This is a genomic window from Peribacillus sp. NPDC094092 (assembly GCF_050279365.1).
GTDB lineage: Bacteria > Bacillota > Bacilli > Bacillales > DSM-1321 > Peribacillus.
This window is the reverse complement of sequence record NZ_JBNNUC010000001.1, coordinates 763,259-780,560: the sequence shown is the minus strand read 5'-3', so window position 1 is coordinate 780,560 and position 17,302 is coordinate 763,259. Positions and strand designations below refer to the sequence as shown.

Below are 17,302 nucleotides of genomic sequence, written 5' to 3'. Positions count from 1 at the left end.
CTTGAAGGCTTAGCGGCTCGATCTCTGGCATGTTTATTTTTAGAATGGAGGAACCAAGAATGGCGAACCAAACACTTGAAATGAGCAATAAGGTGAGGGAGTTTTTAAAAGGTACGAAAAAGTTGTACATCGATGGAAAATTTGTGGAATCTTGTTCTTCAAAAACATTTGAAACAATTAATCCAGTTACTGAAGAAATATTGGCAACGGTCTATGAAGCGGAAGAAAAAGATATAGATTCGGCAGTTAAGGCAGCAAGGAAAGCATTTGATGAGGGACCATGGTCAAAGATGAGTGCCGCTGAAAGAGCAAAACTCATCTTGAAATTAGCTGACCTTATTGAAAAACATCAAGAAGAGCTTGCACAATTAGATACTTTGGATAATGGAAAGCCAATAAATGAAACACGGGCCGTCGATGTACCAGGGACGATTGAAACGTTCCGGTATTTTGCTGGTTGGGCGACAAAGAATATGGGGCAAACAATTCCTGTTTCCGGTCCATTCTTAAACTATACTCGTCATGAGCCAGTCGGAGTAGTTGGACAAATTATCCCTTGGAACTACCCTATTAATATGGTCTCATGGAAAGTAGCTCCGGCCTTAGCGGCAGGCTGTACTGTTGTTTTGAAGCCCGCTGAACAGACTCCGTTATCGGCACTTTATTTTGCTGAGCTTGTTGAAAAAGCAGGATTTCCTGCAGGTGTTGTTAACATTGTTCCCGGATTCGGTGCGAAAGCCGGTCATGCAATAGTGGATCACCCAGATGTAGATAAAGTTTCGTTTACCGGCTCGACGGCTATCGGGAAGCAAATAATGAAACAAGCCGCAGATTCAATGAAACGGCTGACGCTGGAGCTTGGGGGAAAGTCGCCTAATATCATACTCCCGGATGCGGACCTTTCAAAAGCGATTCCTGGAGTATTCAACGGCATTATGTTTAACCAAGGGGAAGTTTGCAGTGCTGGTTCGAGAGTATACGTTCATAAAGATCAATTCGATGAAGTCGTTTCCGGTATGGTTTCCCTAGCTGAAAACGTTAAGCTTGGAAATGGGTTGGATACAGATACAACGATGGGTCCTCTTGTTTCTAAAAAACAGCAAGACCGCGTGTTTGAATTTATTAAAATTGGCAAAGAAGAAGGAGCAAAGGCAGTAACGGGCGGAAGAAAATCGGATAAAGGTTTCTTTGTTGAGCCGACTATTTTTATTGATGTAGAAGAGTATATGACGATTGCAAAAGAGGAAATTTTCGGACCAGTCGTCGTTGTCATGCCTTACAATACGGTGGAAGAAGTAATAGAACGTGCGAATAACTCTCCTTACGGTTTAGGTGCGGGGATTTGGACAGAGAACGTAAAAATGGCACATACAGTTGCTAATCAATTAAAATCAGGAAATATATGGATTAATTGTTATGATGTAATAGACCCAGCCTCCCCTTTTGGGGGATATAAACAGTCTGGATTTGGTAGAGATTTAAGTGCCTATGCTTTAGAAAGTTATACCGAGGTGAAGAGTGTTTGGGTAAATTTGGAGTGAAAATAATAAGTTGTGAAATCAATTGTCCAAGTCGTTGCGATTATTGTAACTGTAGCGGCTGAGATACTATAAGGGACTGAAACGCTCACATTTAAAATGGGGAGCGTTTCACCTTTTGTATTCAGAATATTATAAAAAATTATTGGCATTCTTTTCGGTCGCCTGTGACTTTTTATTAAAGGAATAAATTAGGGAAAATACTTAATGTCCCAAATTATAAAGTAGGGGAACAGCAAATGACTTAAAGAGAGCGTTGAAATGAAGAGAATTTGTAGGTCTGTCACCAAAAACTTTCCGGATGCATTCCCCATTGTATATAGCCCTTGGCGCTCGAAATCGATGATAACCTTTATAAGTCGGAAGAACACACTTACAGAATATAAGGATTTAAGTAGAGTTGACATTGAATAGTACCGTGAAATGAAAAATCGGCTGAATTTAACCGAGAGTAAAAGGAAGGTGAAACTATGGAGCTGAGGTACAGAAGCGGGATGTTTTAATCCCGTCTTTTTGTAATCGGTAAATTAATAGGATGAAACACGCCGTAATTAGCGAAAACGGATGTATATGGGTTAAAAAAGTTTCTTAGCAAAGTAAGTAGGATAGAAATTTTCCCGAATCGGAAAAAATAACTTCATTGTTAAATTATTGTTATTGAATTATAATCTTCTAGAAACATATGAAATGTTATGAATAGGAGAAAAGTATGAAAAAACTGTGGGCCATTTTAGTTTCATTTACTTTGTTAATTAGCTTATTTCCGCAATTAGCATCGGCAGCACCAAGCAAAAATTTTGAGCAAGAACTCACAAAGTATTTAAAAGAGGTAAGCCTTGTTAGGGGTTTTGAAGTGACGAAGGATGATATTGAAACGTCTCTTTCTTTTTACGATGAGAGTATTAAAAACTTTGATTCCATTGAAGATCTTAAAGATGCCTTGGGCGAAGTTATTAAAGCAGATTTAAGTAATTTAGATGCCATTTATGAAGATTATAATCTAACTAATGAGAGCCTTATTAAACTATTGAATGAAAATGGGGAAGAACTAGATGATTATATCTTTATCTGGGACCTCGATGAAGCTGTTTATTTCTATTCAGAAGAAGGCGATTTTGAACGAGATCCAAACTTTGACAAAGAATTTGTCAATTATTTAGCCGAGGTTAGCAAAGTAAGAGGCTTCGAAGTAACAAAAGAAGATATCGAAGCGTCATTGGAAATTTATGATTTTAGCACGGAAGAATTCGAATCTGTTGATGAGCTTAGCGAATTCTTAGGTGACGTCATAAAGGCAGACTTAAGCAACTTAGATTATTTTAATGAGAATTATGGATTGGATAAACAAGCGTTGCTTCAATTGTTGGAAGAAAACGGTGAAGATATTAGCGATTATGTATACATAGATAATCTTGAAGAAACTGTTTGGAACCTTACTGGTGGGGGGATGGATGGTGAAGTTGCTGAAGATCTTCTTCCTATTTTCGAGGAAGACTTCGGTTTAACGGAAGAGGAACTACAGAGGCTTGAAGACCACTTAATGTCTTTGGAAGGGCATCTTTCCAATCCGGAAACAGCTAAGCAACTTGAAGAATTGGGCAACCGCATGATGGCTTTCGAGGAATTTGATGTAGCAACCGAGCTTACAGCTGAACAGATAGCTGAAATGGCATCAATCTATGAAGAATTACTTTCCATCTTTAAGCTTAAGGTATCGTATGCCCTTGTGAAAAGCGGCTCTGAATCACCTGTATCCCTTTTGGATTTAATGAAATTGGAAGAACTGAAAGGCGCTAACCTGAAAATTTCGATATACTCTACTGATGGAAAGTTCTTGGCTGACCTTTTAATAACAGGTGATATGGTGGACTCTGACACTCTTACTAATGCAGGAGGACAAATAAAGGAATCTGCTAAAGAGGTGCAAAAGACCATTGAAAAGGCACCAGTTGCTAAACCAGTAAAACAAAAAATCAGCACTGATACTAAATCGGAACATCAAACTGTAAAAGGGGCTAAACTTCCCAATACCGCTTCCGATTATATCCCTAATGCCCTTTTAGGACTATGCATTATCTTGTTCGGAAGCTTGATGTATCGAAAAATCAGGAAAGCTTAATATGAAACAATTAAAGAAAAGGCGATTGCTTCTGCTTTCTTGTACAATTGCCATCATTTTATTTGGGGTTTGGTTTTCCACATCCAATATGTATAAGTTTGCAAAAGGCTACCTTCTTTACAAGACTCATACTCCAAGTAGCCAAGTGAATGAAACTGAACAGAAACCACCAAGTAGTGAGCCAATAAGTAAAAAAACAACAAAGAAAGAGCTATATCCTGTCCGCCCTGAAACGGGTGAAGAAATCGGGGAACTGTATATACCCAAACTAAAAGCCAAACTCCCTATTTTCCATGGCACAAACGAGGATGAATTGGAAAAAGGCGTTGGTCACTTTGCAGGAAGTGTACTACCAGGTGAAAATGACAATTCCGTTCTTTCCGGCCATAGAGATACGGTATTCCGTAAACTCGGGCAAGTTGGCGAAGGAGATTTGTTGATTGTAAGAACATCGGCAGGCGAGTTCACATACAAAGTCAACAAAGTTCGAATAGTCGATGAGGATGATCGAACCGTAATCGTGCCAAAGCCACGGGCAACGCTAACCGTCAGTACCTGTTATCCCTTTGATTATATCGGGGCGGCACCTGAACGCTATATACTTGTCGCTTATTTGTCTTCAAAAAAAGTAAGTTAATAAGCATCTAAAAAAAGAGTCCCGATAAGGTAAACCTTATCGGGACTCTTTTAATTTCCAATTTATTATATTGTTAAGCTATCCTTATTGCTCAATGTGCTCGATGTAGTGGATTTTAATATTTTATGATAGTAAATATAAGAGCCGGCTATCAATATATATCCGATGATGAAAAGCAGCCATCCACTGGCGGGGTCGCCCACTGATATGCTTGAATACATAGCACCCGTCAAATCAAATACAAAACCGGCATAAGCCCATTCCTTAATTCTCGGAAAACCTGGAATGAGTATTGCCACGACACCTAATAATTTGGCTATTCCAATAAAGGGTAGGAGGTAGGTAGGATAACCTAAATGATTAAATAAAGCGACTGCATCGGGAACAGACATTATATCTGGAATAGAACCCAAAACCATTAGTGCCACCAACAGCCCAGTGAAAATCCAATATATAATTTTCATTTTTTTCATATATTCTCATTCCCTCCCTTAGGTTGACATTTTAATCATATTCCGTTTTCCTTTTTTAATGCATTCAATATTATTGAACTTCAACGTCGCAAATCGATTCTTTAATAAGTATCGCGCCACGTCTGTAGGCAAACTCGAGGAGAAGCGAGTTTGCCTGCGGTTTTTTCTGAAAAAATATTCAGTTGATTTCAGAAATCCGCTCCACGAGTAAACGTGCGAAATCATGGACCCAGTACGAGCAAATATATCGAAAGAGATATGTCTTTATCTTATAAAAATATTTATTGTCTTAAAAGAATTGATAAAAATGACGCATATCCCGACACAGGAAATCGTGAGGAGTGAATACATTAGCTTTAAGTCCTTCAATATAATAATTCCCGCAATTACGATGAGTGAATCAATAATAAAAATAATGATTCCAGGATTAGTTGCTGTGGTTTTAGAGATTAATAGTGCCAGTAAATCCACTCCACCGGGGCTAATATGCTGTCTAAGCATAAAACCAACACCAATCCCAATCGTCATTCCACCGATAATGGCACTCGTTATGATCGGTAGATGAACCAAACCGTTTAGTGGTGTGAGCCAATCAATAATGGTTGAAGTAAAAGCTAACCCAAGGATGGCATTGAAGAAATAAGTCTTATCGTATAGAAGGGATAGAAGGTATATGGGAAGGTTGATCATGATCATGGTATGTCCAACCTGGAGTCCCCAAACATATTTGATCAACAAACTTATTCCAAATATCCCGCCATTTATTAAATGAAGGGGGACAATGAACAGGTTAAGACCTACTCCAATGCAAAAACTTGAAAAAAGCAGAGTAACGAACTTTTTCATAAATACATTCCCCTTGTCCAAATCATTATCTTAAAATATATGAGAGGTATCTAAATATATACTTAGCTGATTGGAAATTACGATTGATATTTGTGTTGTATTTGTTCTTCAAATGATAATCTGAAGTTTTAGATGCATTGGAGTAAGCAGCAGGATCAAGATGATGGCCGTCACATTGGGGCACATGAAGTAATTTGGCCAAAAAAAGAGACACTCATAAATAGTGTCTCTTTTTTGGCGTTAATGGGGCAAGTCAGTTTTATAGAATTTTATACCTTGGAAAATAGGTTGAATTTTGCCTTAATTATTCAAGCTCTTTTTTTTGATAGGCGATTTGTAATGGTATCTTCTTGAGGTGAAGTTTGCCGTATATAAAAGGCCAATATGAATGCAATTATGGTCAAACCTGTTGCAATCATGAATGCATCATCCACTCCCATTACGCTGCCTTGTTTAATGGCCATGGCCATTTGTGATGTATTATCTGGTGATATGTTACTGTGAGATAAGATTTCATGAACATGTTTCGTTCCCTGGTTTGTCATGATGGATACAAAGAATGCCATGCCAACAGCACCTGCTACCATTCTCAATGTATTGACCATTGCTGTTCCATATTTATTTAGGCTAAGTGCCAATTCATTTAATCCAGCTGTGAAGATAGGCATCATCAGGATCGACATACCGAACATTCTAATAGTATATACCCACACCACATATGAATAGGAAGTATCTGTTTCAAGCCGCGTTAAAAGATAGGTTGTAATGATAGTGATGGCAAGTCCGCTCACCGCAAGCCATCTCGCACCAAATCGATCGAACAGTTTACCTGTGATAGGAGACATGATCCCCATTAAAATCCCGCCAGGCAATAGCATGAGACCGGATTCCATTGGAGTAAACCCACGGATATTCTGCATGTAGATTGGCATGATGATCATTCCAGAGAACATACCCATAGTGGCGATGATGTTGATAATTGTCGTTAAAGTGAACATCTTATACCGAAAAATTCTAAATTCCAAAATAGGATGAGATACAGTAAATTGCCTCCAGACAAATAAAACTAAACTGATTCCCCCAACAAGGAACATCGTCATTACTTCGGGACTGTCCCAGCCCTTGGTACCGCCTGTAGCAAATCCATACAGAACTCCGCCGAATCCGATAGTGGATAGAATCACACCCATTTTATCAAGTTTAGGCCTACTCGTTTTCCCTACTTTTTTAATGATGAAAATGGCAAAGATGAAGTCAAGCAGTGCAAATGGGAAAATGACAAAAAATAGAACCCGCCAAGAGTAATTTTGTATAATCCATCCTGATAACGTCGGTCCTACAGCAGGGGCAAAATTCATCGCAATACCAAATATACCCATTGCAAAACCGCGTCTGTTAGGTGGAAATATAGTGAAAATCACATTTGTGATCAAAGGGAATAAAATCCCCGCCCCGGCAGCTTGAACCACACGTCCGATCAATAAGACGGAGAAGCTGGGGGCAATCCCACATAGGAAAGTTCCTAAAGCGAAGAGTCCCATTGAAGCAAGATATAGTTGTCTTGTATTGAAACGTTCCATTAAGAAAGCGGTGATAGGGATGACAATCCCATTGACCAATAGGAAGATTGTAGTAAGCCAGTTAGCTGTTGCAGCTGAGATTTCAAAGTGATTCATTAATTGAGGCAATGCGATATTAATTAAAGTCTGATTTAAGAAAGCGACCAGAGCCCCAGCCAGCATCACTGCAAACATGGGACCCGTGCGAATTTTAGTGGTGGCTGTTTTGTCGTGATTCACTATTATGTCACGTCCTTTCCGCCAGGTTAGTACGTATTGTACAGCCTGCTATTTTTTAAAATTATAGAGATTAAAGCGGCTTCACGAAGTTTCAGGTTATCCAACCTATATTTTCCAATGATATACACCATCTTAAGGAGATTACCTCAATTCATGGATTTTGGAGGCATTTATTCTTTATTAACCACTCACTTGACAATATCCAGGATATATTCTCTTTTTTAGGGAATCCCCCAGTTTAACATCCATCCTACAGGTATATCATACTTCGAACAATAATCACCAGTATAATACTTACTACGTATCAGAAAAATTGTTCCGCTTACGTATAAATACTTTAACATTCTATCATTCGTATTCACTAAAAAATAGTTAATTGATAAAAAGGTGTGTTGAATAATAAAATCACGCCTTTTCCTATGTTGAGAAATTTTAAGGAACACTGACACGGATTCCGCGTCGAGGCACCCTTTTTGCATCTAATAAGTTCCATAATGAATTGTTATCCATAAGTGGATTTTCGGAGTTTAGTCATCAGCTTGGGATGATACCCAATTCCCGGATTTTAAGAAGTGAGGTCATGCCAGCGCCGAAAGACGTTGCAGGTCATCTCCTGATTGAAGAAGGTAGCCCCGTTCTCGAACTTGAGCGACTCATGTATGTAAATGATCGTCCGCTTTTCTACGATACTGCTCATTATTCGTTAATTCGTTTTCCGGATTTAGAAAAGAAGATTGCAAGGGATGAATCAACTTATAAAATCCTTTTGGAAGATTACCATACAGAAATAGTCAGTAACGATAAAATTATAGACGTGATTGGTGCTACAAAAAACTATGCTAAATTTTTAGAATGTGATATTGGCGCCAATTTATTTAGAATATTAAAAATCGCCTTCAATGCAAACGACCGACCCGTGCATCTTTCAACGTTCATGTGCGAAACGAACAAGGTCAATCTGACTGTTCATCGGGCAAAATGGGTCATGCCAAATTATTGGCATGACCCATTTTGAAGTATTGAAAAATGTTTTCACATTTTGATTTGGTGTATTACCCCTTCAACTCTCATCTTCCATTCTTTCTTCTTTGATCATTGCATATAAAATATCCTTACAAGTAAAACATAAGATTTTCTTGTTATCTAACAGAATGCCGTTAAGAAATCCAGCAGTACAATATACATTACGTGCACATCGAACACAAGTGCCAACTAGTTCGTCCATCGATACATCCCCTTATTCTGAAATCGGATATAGTTTGGTTTTCTATTTTGAATAAAGGTAAAGGCCAAAATCTTGCATAACGGAAGTGTGCCCCATTTGACGCAGCATGGTAGCGATATTGCCACGATGATATGATCCGTGTGTAACAACGTGTAATACCGATTCGGAAATGGTAGTTTCAAGCAACCCAGCATATGGATTATCCACGACAATTACCTTTTCCATATCCTCTTTACTTAGAAATGCTGTGTTTCTTTCGTATAAGTCCAGAAATATTTTTTTCATCTCCTCAATATTTTTCTTTTCCACCTCTTCTCTTAATTGATGGGAAGATGCCATTGCTTCATCCATACTTTTACCTGAAATAATGTCAAACCACACATAATCCGTGAGATAAATGTGAGACAACACTTTTGATACCGACGAAAAACCACTCTGAATTTCCTTATGGTATATGTGCTGAGGAAGTTCATTTAACCGATCGATGATGACCCCATTGGCCCACGAGTGATAGGTATACATTTTTAATACTGGTTCGGGATGCTTCATTTAAAAACCCCCATATATACTAGTTTTTTCGTAGTCAACCATTTATGCAGCAAAAACAAATAAATCAGGTGAATTCAATAAAGTATATTTATTAATATGCTATTCTCTTATTTATATAACAATTCCTCCTAGCCGTTCGTGCGCTCGCCGCGGATTTCCAAGGTATAAAAAGGGGGGGTAAGATAATATGGGCTGCGTACCATTCTGGTTACAAAAATGAATAGTAATGAAGGTCATATTAGAGTTTTTTTTGCAGGAAAACAGCTCCTTATATCGAACTGATAGTAAAGGAGATGGTATTTTTATGAATCTGAGGATCAAATATAGGCTTTATATCCATGTAGACGGAAAACTTATTCCAGAACAGTATGACCGATACGAGATACTAAACGTCAGGGAAGGTATAGATCCAAATGATACTAAGGATTACCAAGAGCTTATTAATAAATTGAGTAAGTCGATTAATCGGCCCCAAAGTGAATTTGAAATAAAAAACTATGAAACGATGTAGGTGCAGTTACGTATTCCAAATTTCCGCCTTCATCAGAATGAAATTCAAAATATTAAAGTGGACTTCTGGTTTGAAAAATGGAGCGTGCTAAATAAGCCTCCTCCCCCCCGTGAATTAAGATAAGGGGGGAAGGGGTAATAGTACCGAAAAAGCAATAGAGTTGAGTTCCGTTCCATGCAGGAAACTCCATAGTTTCAATCTCATTTTTCTTCTTTACTCTAGGAATCTGTGCAGGCCTGATGAACCTCTAAAAATATGTAGTGGATATTGCATCCCAAAATAACGACGGTGATATAGAATTGCTCCGGTAGAGGCCAAGTGACACAGACATGATCGAAGTGCATGATAAATAACGTCAAAATTAAGCGCGCCATTTTCTTGGTGCGCTTAATTGGCGTTTACTCATTTAAGGCAGATATCCGTCGAAAATATTGATTGCAGCTTATTTATTGAGAAATTTTTTCTGGTTTTTGAATAGTCGTTAAATCGCTTCATCCGTAGGGCCAGCATTTCTATTTCTGGGATCTTAAAAATCAGCAAAAATCTCCTTATTAATCTTGACTTTGTAATATTTATTTCATATTATATTTTATAATGAAATATATATTTTAATAATAAGAAAATTTACGATGGATTAGAACAAGAAGTGAATGAGAAGCTGAAATGAAGGTTGGTGGAAGCAATTTCAAATTGTATAGCTTATTTTCTTTAATCTTCTTATGGTCAGGCTGGACATGCTTGCTTAATCAATATCTGGGTTTAGTCTGAAAAATATCCACAATAGAAGTTTGATTAAATTTTTTAAAAATCTCTTCAATTATTTATAAATAATTGGCATGAAAAAAAATCTATATAAAGGGGAAATTAATGATGATACTACACGACAAGAATTTATTATCGGAAAAAACAAAAAAATCAGCTGGTTTATTTGAAAAAGCTTGTGATGTTATTCCGGGCGGGGTCACAGCACATATTAAATACTTTCCGCCACATCCATTAATGATGGAAAAAGGAAAAGGCAGTAAGTTATATGATGTAGATGGCAATGAATATATCGATTATTTATTATGTTATGGAGCACTTATATTAGGTCATGGTCATCAACAAGTATTTGATGCTGTGACAAAACAAATGTTAGAGTCTGGAACTACCATATTCGGTACGCCTCACAAGATGGAAACAACAATGGCGGAAAAATTAGTAGAGTTATATCCCGGTATTGAAATGGTTCGTTATACGAATTCGGGTTTAGAAGCTACACTTCTTGCAATTCGTACGGCGGTGGCTTATACCGGAAAACCGAAATTGGCAAAGTTTGAAGGACATTACCATGGAGGATATGATCAAGTTTTAGTGAGTGTTAACCCTGATATGGATCAGGCAGGCAGCGCAACAGCCCCTAAAGCGGTAGGAGAATCAAGAGGAATACCAGATTACTATATTGAAAATACTATCATTCTTCCATTCAATGATTTGGAATCCACCGAGAAGATTTTACGTGCACATGCACATGAATTAGCAGGTGTTATTTTAGAGCCAATTCAAGGAGGGTTCATACCTGCTGAACAAGAATTCATGGAAGGACTTCGTAGAATAACAGAGGAACTTAATATAGTGCTTATTTTCGATGAAGTAAAAACAGGTTTCAGGATATCGATTGGGGGAGCTCAAAAAGTATATGGCATTAAACCGGATATCACTACATTAGGAAAAGTTCTGGGCGGCGGATTCCCAGTGGGGGCCATTGGAGGTAAAAAAGAAATCATGATGATTACCTCTGCTAGAGGCGGACGAGATATTTTAACTGCTGGAGCAGATAATACAGATAAACAAAATCCGTTATATCATAGTGGAACATACAATGGTCATCCAACCATTTTGGCTGCCGGTTTAGCTACTATTGCCTTATTGGAAGAAGAAGGAACAATGGAAGATTTGTTTGTAAAGACGCAATCTTTACGTAAAGAACTTGAGAATGTATATAAAAAACACGGCTTAAACATGCAAACAGTCGGTATGGGCAGTATTTTTAACATAATCTTAGCCGAGGGCCCGATTAAAAATTATCGTGATATGAGCAGGGCAAATACGAAATTAAGAAAAGAGATTGACTACGAATTATTAAAATTAGGTATTTATACAAAGCCGCTTAATCGTTATTCGATGTCTGTTGTACATACGGAGGATGATATTCTTCGTACTGTGGAAGCGCATGATGAAGCAATTGGACGGATCCTGAAATAATACAGCTTAACTGAGTGGTGGATGAAAGGAAAAAGGCCGGATCAAAGCTATTTCAATTGACCTGGCCTTTTTTGATTCCACAATGCCACTTGCAATTAACTTGACAATAAAGGATGAAAAAATCTATTGTTAAATTATAATCACTCACAAAAAGAAAATAGATGTTCCTACAATACATAAATATAAATAAAGGGGCGCTCTTTTTAATGTCAAACGTCTATCAAAACATCGCTGGACAAATAGGGGAAATGAGCAAGTCCCACGTGAAAATAGCTACTTATATATTAGAGAATCAAACGACGGTTCCTTTTTTTACAGTTGGAAAATTAGCGAAAATGGCAGGGGTAAGTGATGCCACTGTCGTGCGGTTTGCAACCTCGCTTGGCTATTCAGGCTATCCAGAGATGCAGCAGTATATGCAGAATTCCGTTAAGCAGCAACTGACAACTACAGAGCGATTAAAGATGTCCCAAAAGGTGTACAATAAAGAGTCTTCAGGGGTATACGAAGTTTTCCAAGATGACATCGCAAACATAAAATCCACGATGGAGAAATTGGATGAAGATGCATTCCATGAAGCAGTGCAATGCTTATTACAAGCGAGAAGAGTATATGTTATCGCAAACCGCAGTGCCACTTCCCTAGGCGTGTTTTTGGAATATTATCTTCAAATTGTTCTCGATAATGTGGAGCTTCTGCAGTCATTGGAGAATTCATCGGAAAAGTTATATAATTTAAGTGAAAAAGATGTAGTGATTGGTGTCAGTTTTGCACGATATACGAAAAGTACAATACAAATGTTTTCTTTTGCAAAGGAAAAAAATGCGAAAACAATTGCCATTACGGATAATTTACTCTCACCGCTTATTCCTCATGCGGACATTCCGTTGACAGCATCCAGTCAGATGCCCAGCTTCATTGACTCTTTCGTTGCACCATTAAGCTTGATTAATGCTTTGATCATGTTTGTCGGAAAAGAGAAGCAGGAAGATATACACGATCGATTAGAAGTTTTGGAAGACATCTGGAGTCATTTTGATGTTTTTCAAAGAAAGAAAATGCAATAGAATGAAGCCTTACTCTCCCAATGTGGAAGAGTAAGGCTTTTTAATTACACATAATGATATTCTGCCATAGCTTATTTCATTGGAGGCAAATTACTGTATAGTTTACTCTTATCCTCTGCACCACTGGTTTTCTTTTTTTCGAAAAAATGCGACAACACAATAATTACCCCAGTTAGTAAAAGTGTTGAATATAGTTGGCTTCTTGTAGAATCGATAAAAGCCATGGAAATTAAAATGATGGAAATCCCCAGGATTGTCGCATATGTCAAATAAGGGAACAACCACATCTTCACTATCAAAGCTTCGGGATTCTCTCTTTCTAATCGATTTCTCATCCTTAACTGAGAAATGGAAATAACCAAATAAACCAGTAATATAATCGCTCCGGATGAATTAACAAGAAACAGAAAAACCAGTTCAGGCGAAACATAACTCATCACTACAGCAATATAAGAAAATATGGTAGCTGCGAAAACAGCTCTGGCAGGTACGCCATTTTTATTCAACTTACTAAAATATTGAGGGGCATCCCCTTTTTTAGCTAAAGAGAAAAGCATTCGGGATGTAGTATATAATCCAGCGTTTAGACAAGATAAAACAGCAGTTAGAACGATGAAATTCATGAGGTGGGCTGCAAAAGGAATGCCTAGGTTTTCTAAAACGGCAACAAATGGACTCTGTAATACATTAGCAGAATTCCAAGGAAGTAATGTCACAACTACGGCTATCGAGCCTACATAAAAAATCAAGACACGCCAAATTGTACTATTGATAGCTTTAGAGACCGACTTAACAGGATCCTTTGATTCAGCTGCTGCAATGGTTGCTACTTCTGTACCGGCAAAAGAGAAAAATACAGTGATGACTCCCACGAAGACGGAACTTACACCATTAGGGAAAAATCCCCCGTTTTGTACAAGGTTAGAAATTCCTACCGTCGATTCCCCTGAAAATCCAAATATATACGATACGCCTAAAATTAAAAAGGCGATGATGCTCGCTACTTTAATCATGGCAAACCAATATTCAAATTCCCCAAAGGATTTCACTGAATAGATATTGGTTAAAGTCAAAGCGATCGTCAAGGCCAAAGCAAGAAACCATAATGGAATGCCTGGGTACCACATATGGATGATGGCTGCACCTGCAATGGCTTCAATGGCAATAACGACAACCCATTGAAACCAATAAAGCCACCCAACTGTTGTACCTGCCCAAGGCCCAATTGCGTCCCGGGCATATTCTGAAAATGAACCACTTGATGGATTGGAAGTGGCCATTTCACCAAGGCTCTTCATAATCAAGAACACTAATACACCGGCAATTACATAAGAGATCAAGATGCCAGGCCCGACCTTATGTATGGCAGCGCCACTACCTACGAAAAGACCTGCACCAATGACGCCTCCGATTGCAATCATTGACATGTGACGAGAACTGAGTGATTGTTCTAAATCATTCTGTTGTTTTTTCATGTAAGACCTCCCTGAAAAATGTTTGTGTAAAACTCTATCATTACCCTAACTGAAACTGGATTGATTATAGTTTACACAATTTTTAGACTTTTTGAAATAAAAAATTCAAAACTAAACGCTAAAAGAAATAATCATTGCTTAATTAAATGAAATAAAATATTATTAAATTAAACACAGGTTTCTAAAAAATCTGATAATTTACATTTGCAGAAAAGGATGTGCTTTTGTTGATTAAGGTTGCTGCAGTTCAATTACAAGCTATCCCTGGAGAAAGGGATAAAAATATTAAAAAATGTATAGAAATGGTTGAAGAGGCGGCTAAACAGGGAGCTGAATTAATCGTATTACCTGAACTTTGGGTGAGTGGATACTATTTATCGAAGGAGCAATTTCAATCGATGCAAGAGGTTCCGACTGGAGAGACAGTTTCATTATTTCAAAGGCTCGCTAAAGAGTTAAAAGTAATACTCATCGTACCTTTTGTTGAGGGGGAAAATGGAAGCCTTTACATATCCTTAGCTGTAATTGAGTCATCAGGGGAAGTCATTGCCACTTATCGAAAATCATTTTTATGGGGAAGAGAGAAGGAAATATTTACTCCTGGTGAGAAAGTCTATAATGCAATAGAAACATCGAAAGGAAAAATAGGGGTCCTTATTTGTGCAGATATTGAATTTCCTGAACCAAGCCGAATTCTAGCACTTCAAGGTGCAGAACTTATTATTGTTCCTTCAGTATGGAGTTACGGGGCTGAAACAAGATGGGATATCCAACTTCCGGCACGTGCACTCGATAATACGGTTTATATTCTTGGTGTAAACACGGTTAACGAGGGAAGTTGCGGAAAGAGTAAACTTGTTGCTCCGAACGGTAAGGTGCTATGTGAAGCTTCAAGAACGGAGCAGAGTATCCTAATTCATGATGTGGATTTTTCAATTATATCCGAGGTGCGAAAAGAAGTTCCTTATCTGGATGATTTGGACAAGGCATTGTGGCCAAATGAAACGTTACTTGTATTGGAAAAATAGTTTTTTTCAAAATTCATTATACGAATCATGTGAGTCTTAACTAGAATTCTATAAAAGTTTATTAAAATCCATTGATCATTCTTAAATGATCAATGGATTTTTTGTTTTATTTGTAAGTAAAAAAATTTTAAAACCATGAATCGGTTTTCCCGAATTAACGTTAAACTACAATATTTCTCGTCTAAAGGTTATCACAATGATAATTAATCATTCAGGGTCATTTTTCAGAAAATTATTGTTTTTCCGAAAAATACACTATATAATTTACCTAACAAACGTTAGGTGGGGATGAATTGAAAAAGCAAGAATTGATAGATGCAGCCCTTTTACATTATTCATTACATGGATATCAGGGAGCTACCATGAAGAAGATTGCGGATGAAGTGGGAATAAAACCAGCATCCATTTATTTTTTTTATAAAAACAAAGAGGAATTATTTATCGCCGCTTTTCAACAATTGCTTGATAACCATTTAGCCGAAATGAAACGGATTTTAGCTAAAACAAGTTCTCGATCAGTTAATCAGATTTTTAGTGAAATGCTTCATGGAATCGTTAAGTATCACAAAGAAGATGAGCGTGGGACTATGGCGTACATATCGTTAGTTACGTCACCCATCCCGGAAATTAAACTATATTTACAAAAGTATTTGTTGCATTTTAATGATTGGATGGCCAGTTCACTTGAGGATCTATTGAGGCAGAGGTATCCGAGCATTTCCGCAGGCGAAGTGGACCAAATCATTAAGCAATTTGTTTTACTCGGGAATGGATTATTCTGGGGAATAAACTTGTATGAGGGACAAGATTTAATGGAACAAGTTCATATTGCAGATCGATTCATCAGTTCCATGTTTAGTGATATAGAAAGGAAATACCCCAAAAGTGAATAATAAAAAGGTGAAGTCATAACGATGGCAGAAATGGATTTGTTGCTAAAAGGGGGTGATATGAATAATAAAATCATGAAATAAAAATGTTTCAGCGAGTCTATAAAAAAACAAAGGAGTGTATTCCAATGAAAATTAAAGTGATCATGCCGGTTATATCGGATATTTTTAATGAAGAAATTAGAAGAGAGATTAAATCTTATGTTTCTGAAAACACTGAAGTTGGAGTTTGCAACCTTGATTACGGACCTGAATCAATTGAGAGTGAATATGATGAAGCACTATGTATACCTAATTTCCTGGAGAAAGCAAAGCTGGCTGAAGAAGAGGGATATGAGGGTGTAATTAGTGATTGTTTTGGAGATCCAGGCGTGAAGCCTGCAAGAGAAATATTGGATATTCCCGTTGTTGGGCCGTGTGAGTCTTCCATGCTTGTTGCGAGCTCATTAGCAAAATCCTTTTCTATTGTAACGGTACTGCCTAATGTTGTGCCCATGATTGAAAACATAAGTAAAACTCTAGGTGTAGATGGGAATGTCGCCTCCATTAGATATGTAAATATTCCTGTTCTGGAAGTACAAGACAAGGAAAAGTTAAAAAGTGCGTTGTTTGAAGAAATGATAAAGGCGATTGAACATGACAATGCCCATGCTTTAGTGTTAGGGTGTACAGGCTTTATGGGTGTTGCAGCGGAGCTTCAGGAACGATTATCGCAAAAAGGTTATGACGTTCCGGTTATTGATCCCGCATTTGCAGCTACAAAGATGCTTGAAATTTTAATTGCTATGGGGGTTAAACAAAGCCGCTTGACCTACATGACTCCACCTTCTAAACAGAGAGTAAAAAGTTCATAAACTTTTTTAAGAAAAAGAAAACACCGAATCTTGTAAAGTTAATTAAC

The 17,302-nt window shown here is 37.6% G+C and carries 15 protein-coding genes and 1 pseudogene; 10 read left to right on the top strand and 6 right to left on the bottom strand.

The window, feature by feature from the left end; genetic code table 11:
- Window positions 1-59 precede the first annotated feature (59 nt).
- The 3 genes from ACQKNS_RS03700 (at window position 60) to ACQKNS_RS03690 (ending at window position 4,294) form a co-directional block, all read left to right on the top strand.
- Window positions 60-1,541, top strand: a complete 1,482-nt coding sequence (locus ACQKNS_RS03700; RefSeq protein WP_427641252.1) for an aldehyde dehydrogenase family protein — start codon at window positions 60-62, stop codon at window positions 1,539-1,541.
- Window positions 1,542-2,247: 706 nt separating this feature from the next.
- Complete coding sequence (locus ACQKNS_RS03695) at window positions 2,248-3,657, top strand: processed acidic surface protein (RefSeq protein WP_427641251.1); 1,410 nt, start codon at window positions 2,248-2,250, stop codon at window positions 3,655-3,657.
- Window positions 3,658-3,709: 52 nt separating this feature from the next.
- Window positions 3,710-4,294 (top strand): class D sortase, encoded by a 585-nt coding sequence (locus tag ACQKNS_RS03690; protein WP_427642120.1) that lies wholly within the window; start codon window positions 3,710-3,712, stop codon window positions 4,292-4,294.
- 65 nt (window positions 4,295-4,359) lie between these two features.
- Here ACQKNS_RS03690 and ACQKNS_RS03685 read toward each other — a convergent pair whose 3' ends face one another.
- The 3 genes from ACQKNS_RS03685 to ACQKNS_RS03675 form a co-directional block, all read right to left on the bottom strand.
- Complete coding sequence (locus ACQKNS_RS03685) at window positions 4,360-4,767, bottom strand: DoxX family protein (protein ID WP_427641250.1); 408 nt, start codon at window positions 4,765-4,767, stop codon at window positions 4,360-4,362.
- Between the two features lie 264 nt (window positions 4,768-5,031).
- The gene (locus tag ACQKNS_RS03680; protein ID WP_427641248.1) at window positions 5,032-5,613 is read right to left on the bottom strand and encodes a YitT family protein; all 582 of its coding nucleotides are present in this window, start codon (window positions 5,611-5,613) and stop codon (window positions 5,032-5,034) included.
- A gap of 308 nt (window positions 5,614-5,921) precedes the next feature.
- Window positions 5,922-7,367 (bottom strand): DHA2 family efflux MFS transporter permease subunit, encoded by a 1,446-nt coding sequence (locus ACQKNS_RS03675; RefSeq protein ID WP_427642119.1) that lies wholly within the window; start codon window positions 7,365-7,367, stop codon window positions 5,922-5,924.
- Between the two features lie 481 nt (window positions 7,368-7,848).
- On the opposite strand from ACQKNS_RS03675, the pseudogene ACQKNS_RS03670 reads away from it, so the two are divergent.
- Window positions 7,849-8,427: pseudogene (locus tag ACQKNS_RS03670) on the top strand (UTRA domain-containing protein); the annotation flags it as partial.
- Window positions 8,428-8,472: 45 nt separating this feature from the next.
- On the opposite strand, the gene ACQKNS_RS03665 reads toward ACQKNS_RS03670, so the two are convergent.
- Window positions 8,473-8,637 (bottom strand): hypothetical protein, encoded by a 165-nt coding sequence (locus ACQKNS_RS03665; RefSeq protein ID WP_427641247.1) that lies wholly within the window; start codon window positions 8,635-8,637, stop codon window positions 8,473-8,475.
- Window positions 8,638-8,679: 42 nt separating this feature from the next.
- Window positions 8,680-9,186, bottom strand: coding sequence for a DinB family protein (locus ACQKNS_RS03660; protein ID WP_427641246.1), 507 nt, complete (start codon window positions 9,184-9,186; stop codon window positions 8,680-8,682).
- 304 nt (window positions 9,187-9,490) lie between these two features.
- On the opposite strand from ACQKNS_RS03660, the gene ACQKNS_RS03655 reads away from it, so the two are divergent.
- From ACQKNS_RS03655 to ACQKNS_RS03645, 3 genes are all read left to right on the top strand, one after another.
- Window positions 9,491-9,697, top strand: a complete 207-nt coding sequence (locus ACQKNS_RS03655) for a hypothetical protein (RefSeq protein ID WP_427641245.1) — start codon at window positions 9,491-9,493, stop codon at window positions 9,695-9,697.
- A gap of 867 nt (window positions 9,698-10,564) precedes the next feature.
- A complete protein-coding gene (locus ACQKNS_RS03650; RefSeq protein WP_427641244.1) occupies window positions 10,565-11,941 on the top strand; it encodes an aspartate aminotransferase family protein in 1,377 nt (458 codons plus the stop codon).
- A 206-nt stretch (window positions 11,942-12,147) separates the two neighbouring features.
- Window positions 12,148-13,008 carry a MurR/RpiR family transcriptional regulator gene (locus ACQKNS_RS03645; protein WP_427641243.1) on the top strand — a complete coding sequence of 287 codons (861 nt, stop codon included), beginning with the start codon at window positions 12,148-12,150 and terminating at the stop codon, window positions 13,006-13,008.
- Between the two features lie 71 nt (window positions 13,009-13,079).
- Here the strand turns inward: ACQKNS_RS03645 and ACQKNS_RS03640 are convergent, their stop codons facing one another.
- On the bottom strand, window positions 13,080-14,483 hold the full coding sequence (locus tag ACQKNS_RS03640; RefSeq protein ID WP_427641242.1) for an amino acid permease: 1,404 nt from the start codon (window positions 14,481-14,483) through the stop codon (window positions 13,080-13,082).
- A 218-nt stretch (window positions 14,484-14,701) separates the two neighbouring features.
- On the opposite strand from ACQKNS_RS03640, the gene ACQKNS_RS03635 reads away from it, so the two are divergent.
- From ACQKNS_RS03635 to ACQKNS_RS03625, 3 genes are all read left to right on the top strand, one after another.
- The gene (locus ACQKNS_RS03635; protein WP_427641241.1) at window positions 14,702-15,511 is read left to right on the top strand and encodes a nitrilase-related carbon-nitrogen hydrolase; all 810 of its coding nucleotides are present in this window, start codon (window positions 14,702-14,704) and stop codon (window positions 15,509-15,511) included.
- A 293-nt stretch (window positions 15,512-15,804) separates the two neighbouring features.
- Window positions 15,805-16,404 carry a TetR/AcrR family transcriptional regulator gene (locus ACQKNS_RS03630; RefSeq protein WP_427641239.1) on the top strand — a complete coding sequence of 200 codons (600 nt, stop codon included), beginning with the start codon at window positions 15,805-15,807 and terminating at the stop codon, window positions 16,402-16,404.
- Window positions 16,405-16,529: 125 nt separating this feature from the next.
- Window positions 16,530-17,255, top strand: a complete 726-nt coding sequence (locus tag ACQKNS_RS03625) for an aspartate/glutamate racemase family protein (protein WP_427641238.1) — start codon at window positions 16,530-16,532, stop codon at window positions 17,253-17,255.
- Window positions 17,256-17,302: the final 47 nt, after the last annotated feature.